Raw genomic sequence first — 11,592 nt, 5'->3', positions numbered from 1 at the left:
CCAGCAATCCCTTACAGAAAGAAATCACCCGACGTCAGGACGTGATGTCCGAACAGCGCGATCGAGAAATCGGGCAGCTTGCCGAAGGTCGTACCCTCGACGATGGTATATTCCTTGCCCCCCGACATTTCGTAGCGATAGCGCAGCTGCCCACCGTCCGAGAACCGGCCATTCTCGCCGATCAGGGTGAAGGCCTGATCGCCGCGTGCGAAGATCGAGATGTTGGCGTCGATCGCCGACAGGTCGATCTTGTCCTCGCCGGCGCGGAAATCGGTGATGACGTCGCGCAGGCTGGCAGCGGTCAGGGTATCGCCGGTCCGTTCGAAACGGAACACGTCGCGCCCTGCCCCGCCGGTCATCACGTCGCGATCGTCGCCGCCGATCAGCAGGTCGTTGCCATTGCCGCCGTCGAGGACGTCCTTGCCATCGCCGCCGTTCAGCGTGTCGTTGCCGTCGCCGCCGTTCAGCGTGTCGTTGCCATAGTTGCCGATCAGCAGGTCGTTCCCGCCGAGACCGTTCAGCACGTCGTGCCCCCAGCTGCCGTCGAGCGTGTCACCCTCGCCGGTGCCGTTCATCACGTCGTCGCGCAGCGTGCCGGTCTGGTTCAGTCCGGCAACGTCCTTCACCGTCACCGACAGCAGCTGCCGGTCGGTCACGCCATAGGCGTCGGTGGCGACGACGGTGACGTCGTAGATATTGTCGCGGTTCGCATCCTGCGCATTTTCATAATCGGGCGCGGTGTTGAACTTCAGGACACCGGTCGTCGCATCGATGCTGAACAACGCCCCCTCGCCGCCCGGCGCGATCGAATAGCGGACGACATCGCCGTCGCGGACGTCGGGATCGGTCGCGGTGACCGTGCCGACGGTCGTGCCGTTTTCGAGGACCGTGATCGAACCGCGATCACCGCCGCCCGCCGACGTGATCGTCGGACCGCCGGTCTGCTCCTTCACGTTGTTCACATAGACCCACAGCAACTGCCGCGACGTCGCGCCGAACGAGTCGGTGGCAACGACGTTCACGTCGTAGATGTTGTCATGGTTCGAATCGCGCGCGGTTTCGAAATCGGGCGCGGCCACGAACTTCAGCACACCGGTATTGGCGTCGATCGTGAACAGCGAACCCTCGCCGCCCGGCGCGATCGAATAGCGGATGACATCGCCGTCGCGCAGGTCGGGATCGGTTGCGGTGACCGTGCCGACCAGCGTCGTATTCTCGTTCAGCGCCATGCTGCCCCAGCTGCCGCCGCCCGACGAGGTGATGGTGGGACCGCCGGTCTGTTCGGTCACGTTCTTGACCGTGACATAGACCATCTGCTTGTCGACCATGCCGCGGGCGTCGGTGGCGACGACGTTCACGTCATAGATGTTGTTGCGATCCGCATCCTGCGGGTTTTCGAAATCGGGAGCCTTGAGGAAGCTGAGCGCGCCGGTCGTCGCGTCGATCGTGAACAGCGCCCCTTCGCCACCCGCTTCGATCGAATAGCGGACCCGGTCGCCCTGCGCGACATTGGCGTCGGTGGCGGTGATGGTGGCGACCGCCATGCCGTTTTCGGCCATTGCCGGCAGCCACGCCGCATCGCCGCCGCCGAACGACGTGATCGTCGGACCGACATTGACCGTCTGCGTCACCTTCACCGCATGGCTGCCGATCGCACCGATGTCGATCGTGGCGATCTCGCCGACCAGCGATTCGAGCGTGCCGCCCTCGACGGTGATCCAGTTGGTGCCCGGCGCCTTCAGGTCGATCACGACCTTGCCCTCGCCCGCCACGGTGAACGACAGGTCGCTGCCGTCGCCCGACAGCGTTTCGAGCGACGCGCGCATCGGCAGCTGGGTGATGTGGGTGACGTCGTCGGCCTTCGCGCCCATGGTGATGTCGAAGCTGCCGCCCTTGGTCGGCAGGAATACCTCGTCGTCGTTATAGGCGTACCAGCCCTTGACGCTCTGGATTACCTGCCCGGCCTTCTGCCCGTCGACGTCGAGTGCGAACAGGCCGCTGCCCATCGACGACGATACCGACGCGGTGATGGTGTTGCCGACGACGCTGCTGACGATCTGCGCCTTGTCGAACGCGTTCACGCGGGCGGCAAGGTCGGCGAGCGTCACGAACTCGACGCCCTTGGCCGCTGCCGCCGCAATGAAATTGTCGAACATCGACCGGACATAGGGGCTGCCAGTCGTGCTGGGGTTGCCGTCATTGTCCAGCGCCCATGCGGTGGGGCCGTAATCGTGCCACGGCCAGACGATGACCGGCGCATCGGCGTTGCCGGTCAGCGTGGCCAGTTCCTTGGCCCATACCGCTTCGGCTTCGGCGACGGTCTTCTTCTGGAATTCCATCAGCGAGAAATCGAACGAGGTGTTCGGCGCGATATAGACCTGGTTCGACGCGGCGTTGGCCGGGTTCATATAGCCGATGGCGTTGGGATAGCCGGCACCGACCCCCGAATAGCCGCCCGACAGATATTGCACGTACTTCAGGATTTCCTGCGACGTCGCGATCTGTTCGGGCGCGCCCGGCACCGCCGCGCCGCCGACCGACACGGTCCGGCCGAGATAGTCGCTCAGCTTCGCTTCCAGCTCGGCGCGGCTCTGGCCGAATTCGAACTTGATCTGTTCGTCGGTCAGCAGGTTGGTGTCGTGCGGGTGGGTATAGCTGTGGGTGCCGATCTCGTTGCCCATGTCGATCAGCTGCTTGTAATAGGGCAGCGACACCGCCCAGTCGGTCGCCTGGCCATTGGCCGGATCGTTACCGATATTGACGTAATAGCTGCCGACGAAGTTATACTTCGCCTTCCACTCGGCCAGGATCGGGATCATCTTGTCGTAGATGCCGGGCGCGGTCCCTTCGGGGTTCACCTCGTCGCGTTCCTGGCTCTGGTCCATGTCGGTGCGCGACGCGAACAGGCCGGCGTTGCGGGTCATCTGCAACCCGACCGACAGCCCGCCGCCATGCACCGAATAATCGATCGCCTTTTGCAGCAGGTTGTCGTCGGCCATCACCGCTTCGGACGAAAAGATCACGTTGCGCCCGCCGGTCTGGGTCGCGATCGCCGCCGAATAGGTCTCGCCGTTCACGGTCGCGGTCGCGATCGTCTGCCCGGTGCCGCTCTCGCTCTTGAACGCGTTCCAGCCAATCTGCTTGTAATCATGGACGACCTGTCCGTCGGCATAGCCGTCGAGGACGAGGCCGCTCGCGTCGGTCGCCTTGATCGTCACGTCGGCGGGGAAGCCGCCGGTCACGCGGGTCGCATCGAACAACAGCTTCATGCGTGCATAGCTGTCGCCGGCCAGCGCATTGCCCGCCGCGTCGTTGGTCATGAACTCGCCCGCCGCGATCAGGCCGATGCCATACTGCTTGGTCGCCTGTTCCAGCGTCTGCGCGATGGCATCGACCTTGGTCGCATCGACGTTGCGGAACGACGGGAAGATGATCGAGTCATATTTGGAAACGGTGGCGAGGCTGGTCAGATCGTCTTCGGTCAGGATGTCGAACGGAACGCCCGCCTGCATCGCCTGCGCCTGCACCGACATGAACAGCTGCGAATAGGCGGTCTTGCTGAAATAGGCGTTGGCGGTGCTTTCCGACCACACGATCGCGACGCGCTGCGCCGGGTCGGCGACGATGCCGGCATCGTTGAAGACCGTGAAGGGCGGTGCCGAATAGCTGCCGGGCAGGAACGTCTGGTCGTTGACGTCGTACAGCGTGTCGATCGCCTGCGGGTTGCCGATCGCCGCCTTGTCGACGCGGAACTCGACGGTCGAACGATCGCCCGACCACACCGCCTGCAGCGTCGCGACCGGGGCGGAGGCACCCGGCGCGCCGCGGTACAGCGCGACCGAGCCGTCGGCGTCGAAATTGACGCTGTATTCGGCCCCGCCGGCAAAGCCGAACACCTGATAGCCGGTTTGCGCATTGCGATCGGTATTCAGCCAGACCGTCGTGTTGATCCCGACCGTGCCCGGCACCTTCAGCGCGAAGGCGAAGGCATCGCCGTCGCTCTTGGCATAGATGGCATAGCCGTCCTCCAGCCCGCGATCGATGCGGTCCTGTGCGGTCCAATCGCCCAGATTGCCGTCCAACGTGATCGGGGTCGCGCTTGCCATCTTGTCCATCCCTGTATCGCCACCGATCGCTCGCCATGATCCCCGGCGGCTCGGTGGCAGCGCGATTGGCATCTGATCGCGACATTCGCAAGCACTCACGCAGCGGGATCGCACTTCAACGCTCAACCATTCGTATCAGGGCGACACGGATCGTCCGGAACCGGGACAAGGTTCGGAAATTTACCAATATTCCGGCGCCGTTAACTATCGGCTATAGGGAATGACCTTCGCAATCACTCCGTTCGGTTTCGTACAAAAGCGGAGAAATACTTTCCGATACTCGAATCGGATGGCGAATCGGCGGCGTCGCGGGGTTCGCGTGAAAGAGATGCTTGCCGCAACCGGTTAACGGCCGAACGCATGGACCCGGACGGATCGGCCGCTACTATGCTGACCATGCACGATAATCTCACCGCACATCGCCCGACCTTCGTCACCCATCTCGAATGTTCGCTGACCGGGGAGCGGTATGACGCCGATACGCTCCACAATCTGTCGCGGGCCGGAAAGCCGTTACTGGTCCGTTACGATCTCGCGGCGGCCGGCGCGGCGCTGTCGCGTGACACGCTGGCGGCGCGCGATACCGATTTGTGGCGATGGCGCGAGTTGCTGCCGGTCCGCCATGCCGCGAACATCGTCAGCTTGGGCGAGATCGAGACGCCGCTGATCCCCATCCCCCGCACCGGCGGCGCGCGGGTGCTGGTCAAGGACGAGGGCCGCCTGCCGACCGGCAGTTTCAAGGCGCGCGGGCTGGTGATGGCGGTGGCGATGGCCAGGGAGCTGGGCGTGCGCCGTATCGCCATGCCGACCAACGGCAATGCCGGCGCGGCGCTGGCCGCCTATGCCGCGCGCTGCGGGATCGAGACGATCGTCTTCTGCCCCGAAGACACGCCCGAGGTGAACGTCCGCGAGATCGCGGCGCAGGGCAGCCGGGTGTGGCGGGTCAACGGCCTGATCGACGATTGCGGCGCGATCGTCGCGAAGGGCGCTGCCGAGGGACGCTGGTTCGACTTCTCGACACTGAAGGAGCCGTACCGGATCGAGGGCAAGAAGACGATGGGCCTCGAACTGGCCGCACAGCTTGGCTGGCGGCTGCCCGACGCGATCTTCTACCCGACCGGCGGCGGTACCGGCCTGATCGGCATGTGGAAAGCCTTTGACGAGTTGGAGGCGCTGGGCTGGATCGGGTCGGAACGGCCGCGCATGTATGCGGTGCAGGCTGCTGGCTGCGCACCGATCGTCCGAGCGTTCGAAGCGGGACAGGACCATGCCGATCGCTGGGAAGACGCCCACACCGTCGCCGCCGGCATCCGCGTCCCGCGCGCGGTCGGCGACTTCCTGATCCTGGGCGCGGTGCGGGCGTCGGGTGGCAAGGCACTGGCGGTGGGGGATCCGCCGATCCTGAAGGCCGTCGACGATTGTGCCCGCCACGACGGCCTGCTGCTGTGTCCCGAAGGCGGCGCGACGCTGGCCGCGTACCGGCAAGCGCTGCGCGATGGCGAGGTCGATGCCGAGGAGGAGGTCGTCCTGTTCAACTGTGCGACCGGGCTGAAATACCCCCTGCCCTCCGCCGATGCGATGCTCGACCGGCATGGGGCGATCGATTTCGATCGGTTATAGGCTGCCGCGACGCCGGCTGTTCAGGCTGGCGAGCGTCGCACGACGGTTCGTCGCGCCTGTCTGGCCGGCATGGCATGCGGACTGGGGCGTGCCGTCGCCGCCATCGCGCTATACCTGTGTCCGTAGCGGCCTGTTCGTCGTTCGCCTGCTCGCCGAACAGGGCATCGTCGGCGTCCTGCGGTCGGGCGTCCCGCTTGCCGACGAACGGGAACCGGCGTCCGCGTCGTTCGGATTTCGCGCAGCCGGTGAATGGGAAAGCCATGCCTGGGTCGAGGCAGGTGGCTTCGTCATCGACATCACCGCCGACCAGTTCGGCGATGCGCCGGTGATCGTCCTCCCGGTGCACGACCGGCGCTATGCGTCGGGTGAAGGCTCCACTGCTCTGCCCGCGCCGGGGCCAAAGTCGGTCGAGGCCGTCGATATCGTCTGGCAGGCTTGGACCTGTGGGACAGGACGGGAACATTTCGCTTCCCTTTCGCGGGCGACCGACTCATAGAATCGACATGCCGATCCGCGCCGAAAATCGCTGGCTCTACCCGATCGACTGGACGCAATTGTCCGCGACGATCCGGTTCGACCGCGCCGGGGGCCGCTGCGAGCGATGCGGCCGGCCCCATCTGGCACGGGTGCTGCATCTGGGCGATGGTCGCTGGTGGGATGCGGAGGGCCGTTGCTGGCGGTCGCCACGTGGGCGGCGGATCGCAACCGTTCAGGTGCCCCTCGCCCGCGTGCGGATGACCCGCGTGGTGCTGGCATGTGCCCATCTCGACCATGATCCCGGCAACAACACCGCCGCCAACCTCGCCGCCTTGTGCCAGCGGTGCCATATCCTGCACGATGCGGCCGAACATCGCTGGCAACGGTGGTGGAATCGCTTCCGGTACAGGGCGTTGCGCGATCTGTACGAGCACCCTCCCCTTACCCGCAAACGACTTGCCGCCGATCGATCTGCTACACTCAAAAGCTGAAATCAAACCATCGGAATGGTTAGACGGTTTATTGAAAGGTTAGCAGGTTAGGGGCGCGGAATCGGCTTCCGAATCGGCTCGCAACCACGAGTCGCGTGGGTGTCCGCGTTCCTGAAAGTTCGATGCTTCGTTCCCGATAGATCGACCCTCTCGTTCCCGATGTGTCGGCCCATCGTTCCCAAAGGGTCGAACCGCGTTCCCGGAGTGTCGACGGCTCCCCGATACCGCCCGGTCGACCGCCCCGATTGAATCAATTCGTCGATGGTGGCGGTGGGGGACGTTCAATTGGAGTGGGGATATTCCATTTCATACGCAATCGGCGGACCGGGGCATGTGCCGCACGACACTTCGGGAACGCGGGTGCGGGGGTGGTCGATCGTTCGGGGACGGTTTGATGGATTCTTCGGGCTGACTGATGCCGGCATTGCTAGGCGGGATCGACATTCAGTTCGCTGGGCGTAGGAATAGCGTTCGATCCCCGTTCGTCACTTCCGCGCAGGTGGGAATCCATATACGCTGACGGTTTGGTTGGATCCGGACGCTGGCGTATATGGACTCCCACCTGTGCGGGAATGACGAAATTCCGTAGCTACCGCTGAATGGCGCTTGGTCGTAGGGCGGCATGCGTTGAAAGGGCCGCAAAAAGACCGGGGGCAGGGCCCCGCCGCCACATCCCCGCGGCGTTACCGGCCGAGTTCATGCCGATGTTGTGCATCCCAACGCCGGACATAGCCGATAAACGCCGCCTGATAGCTGACCGGGGTCCGGGTGCTGTCGGCTTCGATCCACGTGCGGAATTCGGCGTGCAGCGTCTGGTAATCCCAGCCCGGACATTCATTGCGGAGCAGCGACAGCGTCTGCGACGTGATCTCGCCGTCGGTCGCCCGGTTCGCGAGGCCCCTGATCGACGCCCGGATCAGCGCGGCGGCATCGACCAGTTCCTCGGTTCGTTCGGGAGAGGGAGCCGGCGGGGCGACCGGTGTAGGGGCGGGGGGCGCGCCGACAACGGTGGTTCGCGCGGCACCACCTGCGCGACGGCGCATCCGCAGCAACGGCTCGCGCTTTTCGGCGGGTTGTTCGAGCGCCAGCGAATAGCCGGGGAGCTCGTTGCGTTCGACGATCTTCGCGATCTCGAATTTGAAGCGGCGATACTGGCCCTCGGCACCCGATTTTTCGAACAGGGTGGGCATCGAGATCGCGAAACCGGCTTCGCCGGCCCCGCCGGCATGTTTGCGCGCGACGCGGTACAGCCAGCGTTCGCGTCCGCCGGTCAGATCGAAATAAGCGCGGTCGATCGACAGCACGCCGCCGGTCATCATCACGCCTTCCCAGAACCAGTTCGACAGTTCGATCGTCATGCCGCGCGATCGTTCGGTCTTTTCATCGACCAGCTGGGTCCAGCCATCGAGCCAGCTGAACGTCGCCTCGCGCCGGTTCTCGGCACGGATATTGGTCTTGATCGTCGTCGCCACCAATCGGTCGAGCGCCTGCCCGAGCAGCTCATAGGCACGCCCGGTCGTCGGCCGTCCGATCGCGCGCAACAGGTCATAGGGCATCAAATGGAGCTTGCGCGGTACGTCGTTGACCCCGCGCCGTGCCATATCGGCCAGCACGCTGGCGCAGTAGATCAGGATGTCGGCGTCCCAGATCGTCGCCATACCGTAATCGGCATTGGCGGAGACATGGACCCACAGCTCCCCGTCGGGACTGCGATAGTCGATCGGCTTGAGCCGCTTGGTCTTCGCAAGGCTGAAGAACGGCCGCTCCATCATCTCGCGCTGATCGCGCAGCGGCATGTCGGCGAGATAAGGGAGGAACAGGTCGAACTGCTCGGGGATCTTTTCCGGATTCGGGCGGGTCATGGCTTCAGGTCCGCAGGCGGGTTTCCCCGGGGAAACTTCGGGGGAGAAGGGGCAGGGGGCGGGCGATGTTTCCCCGGGGAAACTTGGGGCCCCCGCCCGGTCACCGTTGCAGTCCGCGTCCGTCGGCGTCGAGCTCGATCAGCGCGCGACGGACCATTTCGACCATGTCGTCATGGCCGAGGCCCGATCCGGCATGCAGCCGCAGCGTCACCCCCTGCCGGTTGATCGTCTGCGCCGTCACCGCGACGCGGCCGTGCGGCGTGGTCCATACGAACCGGTCCTTCGCTTCCTGTCCGCGTTTCGGCGCGTCGATCAGCCGGCGCAGCACGTCGGCGGCGGGGATGGGGGGCAGCCCCTTCTCCCTGCGGTGCTGCTGCTCGCGCGCAAGGACCTTTGCCTCGCCGCCGATGACCGCCGCATCGGCGCGATCGTCGAGCGCCTGCGCCAGCGCATAGCCGCCCTTCAACTGCACATCGCCGGGCGAAGCGAAGGCGGCGACGATCGGGTCGGGCAGCGCCGCGACCCGCAGCATCTTCGACAGCCAGCCTTTCGACAATTTCAACCGGTCGGCCATGCGCGAGGCGTGGTTGCCATAATGGGTCTTGAGCGCGGCGGCATAGTTGCGCGCCCGTTCGAGGTCCGAAACATCGGCCCGCGCCCGGTTTTCAAGATCGGCGAGACGGAAGGCGGCTTCGTCGTCGAGCGTCGCAACCTGCGCCACGAACATCATGTCGGGATAGCTGTGCGCGCGCAGCCAAGAGATCGACCAGTGACGGCGGGTGCCGGCGATGACCTCATAGTCGTGCGCGGCGTCGCCCTCGACCCGGCGCACGACCGCGGGGACCTTCTGCCCACCCTCGGCGATGATCGAATCGATCAGTTCGCGGCAGCTCGCCTCGGTCAGATGCGCGTAGGAGCGGGCGTTACCCGGCCAGATGCGGACGCGGGCCGGGTCGAGCAGCAACTGCGTGACCTGACGAACCTCGCCCGATGCGACGCGAGCAAGCGCGGACTCTCGGCCGAGCAGCGTCGTGCCGCGCAGGCGATCGGAGCCGCGTTCCGCCGGGGCAGGGGGGGCGTCGGCAGGCTGCGGCGCTTCGTCGGAGAGCAACGCGGCGAGGTAATCGGATTGCTTACGCGCCATGGGCATGGGCCTTGTGGGTCGGGTTATTTGTTACGCGCGACGCATTGGCCTTCGCCAACGCGTCGGTCGGGCGCGACGCCCGCCGGCCGGGCGGTTTGAGCCGGCTTGGTACGTTTGGCACCTTGCCCGCGCGCTGTGCGCTGTCAAACCGCCGCATACAGCACCTCTTCCCCCGCCGGCGCGATCCTGCCCCAACCCTGCCGCACCAATTGCTCGATCTGCCCCAATGCCTCGTCCAGATTGGCACGACAGCGTTTGTGCGTCTTGGGCGTGCCGATCGGCTTTTCAAGTTCGTAGACGGTCATCATCCGCATCGCCGCGTGGCTGATCTCCGCCGATTCGAGGATCGGAACGGGCAGGAGCGCCGGGCCGAAGCTCTGCTCCATGATCGCGCGGACCATCGCATGGCTCGGATCGTTGCCGTCGAACTTCGAACAGATCAGCCGGACGAAGCTGTAATCGACCTCGATCCCGGCGCTGCCCAGTTGCTGCAACACCTGATCCATCATCGACAGAAATTGAACCGTCGAACAGAAATCGGGCGTGGTCGCCGCGAGCGGCACCAGCAGCGCGTTCGCGGCCTGCATCACCGCCAGACTGATCGTGCCGAGCGCGGGCGGCGGATCGAGCAGGACGATGTCATAGTGTCGGGAAAGATCGATAAGCCCTTGTTTTAGCTTCCGAAAACGCGCGGCAAGCACCGACTGCCCGTCCGATCCCGACGCCGCCAGTTCATATTCGACGTCGAACAGTTCGAGGTTCGACGGGATCAGGTCGACATTCGGCCACGACGTCGATTTGACCGCATAGGACAGGTCGTTCTGCGTCGGATCGATCGAGAGATAGGGGTAGAGCGTCTCTTCACGCGTGATGTTGAAATGCGGATTGAAGCCGAACAGTGTCGTGGTCGTCGCCTGACTGTCGCAATCGACGACCAGCACGCGATACCCCTGCACCGCAAAATAATGTGCAAGATGCGTGGTTACCGTCGATTTCCCGACACCGCCCTTGAAGTTCTGCACCGCGATGATCGCCGGCACGTCGAGCGGTGCGCGCGCGGGGGAGGCCCCAAGCACCTGCCGCATGTGCAGCAATTCCTCGACATTATAGCCGAGGCGGCGGCCGTTTTCGGCGGCAGGGGCGGGGGGCAGGCGGCCATCGTCTTCGGCCATGCGGATCCGGTTGGTCGAACAGCCGAGCAGTTGCGCGGCTTCGGCAATGCCGAAGCGGACGGTGAGCGCCTTGCGGCTCTCGGGCAGGAACGCCTTGCGCCGCAACCGTTCGATCATCCGCTCGCCGGCATCGGCAAGATCGCCGATCTGGGCGACGATTGCATTCATGTTTGGGTCCGATCCGCAGTTTGAAGCTTGTCGGCAGCTATATGCCATCGCATGCTTCAATCCGGCAAGCGTAATCAGTGGAAAGTTCAGTGGTCGTTTTCGCGCCGATCGATCTTGACCGGGCAAGGCCGGCGATGAACAACCGGGCACGCGTATCTGTACCGACCCCCCGGAAGCGGAGATACACGATGAAAACGATGACCTATGCGATAGCACCGGAGCAGTTGATCCAGGCGATCAACCCGTGGCGCTTCTATCAGCAGGGTGCCCAGATCGGGTTCGTCAACATTCAGCTGGGCAGCACGCCCGCGCCCGAAGTCGAACAGCAGATATTGGACGAGGTCGGAAGCTATGGCCGACAGATCGGCCGGATCGGCGACGTGCTGGAAGCTCTGCTTAAGCATGTGCCGATGGAGAAGTTGAGCGTGCCGGAGGCGGATGCGATTGCGATCCTGACCGGGCAACTGGCCGCGGTGCGGCAGATCAAGCGTGGGCGGCGCATAGCGGTTCCGTCGTAACCGGCCAAAAAAAGGCGGGGAGCAGTTGCCTGCT

At 64.8% G+C, this 11,592-nt stretch carries 8 protein-coding genes; 4 read left to right on the top strand and 4 right to left on the bottom strand.

All coding sequences use genetic code 11. The features are described 5' to 3' along the window. Window positions 1–11: 11 nt before the first annotated feature. Entirely contained in the window at window positions 12–4,106 is a 4,095-nt protein-coding gene (locus tag ASE70_RS18465) for a cadherin domain-containing protein (protein ID WP_082451152.1), read from the bottom strand. 396 nt (window positions 4,107–4,502) lie between these two features. On the opposite strand from ASE70_RS18465, the gene ASE70_RS18460 reads away from it, so the two are divergent. Genes ASE70_RS18460 through ASE70_RS18450 form a run of 3 tightly spaced genes read left to right on the top strand, consistent with a single transcriptional unit; the run spans window position 4,503 to window position 6,694 of the window. Then, complete coding sequence (locus ASE70_RS18460) at window positions 4,503–5,726, top strand: threonine synthase (RefSeq protein ID WP_056508086.1); 1,224 nt, start codon at window positions 4,503–4,505, stop codon at window positions 5,724–5,726. After that, window positions 5,698–6,222: a hypothetical protein gene (locus ASE70_RS18455; RefSeq protein ID WP_056507928.1), complete on the top strand. Its 525-nt coding sequence runs from the start codon at window positions 5,698–5,700 to the stop codon at window positions 6,220–6,222. Before ASE70_RS18460 ends, ASE70_RS18455 begins: the two co-directional genes overlap by 29 nt. 7 nt (window positions 6,223–6,229) lie before the next feature. After that, a complete protein-coding gene (locus ASE70_RS18450; protein ID WP_056507926.1) occupies window positions 6,230–6,694 on the top strand; it encodes a hypothetical protein in 465 nt (154 codons plus the stop codon). A gap of 683 nt (window positions 6,695–7,377) precedes the next feature. Here the strand turns inward: ASE70_RS18450 and ASE70_RS18445 are convergent. The 3 genes from ASE70_RS18445 to ASE70_RS18435 form a co-directional block, all read right to left on the bottom strand. Further along, window positions 7,378–8,556: a replication initiator protein A gene (locus ASE70_RS18445; protein ID WP_056397491.1), complete on the bottom strand. Its 1,179-nt coding sequence runs from the start codon at window positions 8,554–8,556 to the stop codon at window positions 7,378–7,380. Window positions 8,557–8,656: 100 nt separating this feature from the next. Next, the gene (locus tag ASE70_RS18440) at window positions 8,657–9,700 is read right to left on the bottom strand and encodes a ParB/RepB/Spo0J family partition protein (RefSeq protein ID WP_056507924.1); all 1,044 of its coding nucleotides are present in this window, start codon (window positions 9,698–9,700) and stop codon (window positions 8,657–8,659) included. 143 nt (window positions 9,701–9,843) lie between these two features. Next, window positions 9,844–11,040, bottom strand: coding sequence for an AAA family ATPase (locus tag ASE70_RS18435; RefSeq protein WP_056507922.1), 1,197 nt, complete (start codon window positions 11,038–11,040; stop codon window positions 9,844–9,846). A 188-nt stretch (window positions 11,041–11,228) separates the two neighbouring features. On the opposite strand from ASE70_RS18435, the gene ASE70_RS18430 reads away from it, so the two are divergent. Next, window positions 11,229–11,558, top strand: a complete 330-nt coding sequence (locus ASE70_RS18430; protein WP_056507920.1) for a hypothetical protein — start codon at window positions 11,229–11,231, stop codon at window positions 11,556–11,558. The last annotated feature ends 34 nt before the right edge of the window (window positions 11,559–11,592 follow it).

Source organism: Sphingomonas sp. Leaf22, assembly GCF_001421715.1.
GTDB lineage: Bacteria > Pseudomonadota > Alphaproteobacteria > Sphingomonadales > Sphingomonadaceae > Sphingomonas.
This window is presented reverse-complemented; position numbering and strand designations above follow the sequence as displayed.

Coding starts and splice junctions, on each gene's coding strand:
- ASE70_RS18455 (WP_056507928.1), top strand. CDS start 5,698: ATGGGGCGATCGATTTCGATCGGTTATAGGCTGCCGCGACGCCGGCTG.
- ASE70_RS18430 (WP_056507920.1), top strand. CDS start 11,229: ATGAAAACGATGACCTATGCGATAGCACCGGAGCAGTTGATCCAGGCG.
- ASE70_RS18440 (WP_056507924.1), bottom strand. CDS start 9,700: ATGGCGCGTAAGCAATCCGATTACCTCGCCGCGTTGCTCTCCGACGAA.
- ASE70_RS18450 (WP_056507926.1), top strand. CDS start 6,230: ATGCCGATCCGCGCCGAAAATCGCTGGCTCTACCCGATCGACTGGACG.
- ASE70_RS18445 (WP_056397491.1), bottom strand. CDS start 8,556: ATGACCCGCCCGAATCCGGAAAAGATCCCCGAGCAGTTCGACCTGTTC.
- ASE70_RS18435 (WP_056507922.1), bottom strand. CDS start 11,040: ATGAATGCAATCGTCGCCCAGATCGGCGATCTTGCCGATGCCGGCGAG.
- ASE70_RS18460 (WP_056508086.1), top strand. CDS start 4,503: ATGCACGATAATCTCACCGCACATCGCCCGACCTTCGTCACCCATCTC.
- ASE70_RS18465 (WP_082451152.1), bottom strand. CDS start 4,106: ATGGCAAGCGCGACCCCGATCACGTTGGACGGCAATCTGGGCGATTGG.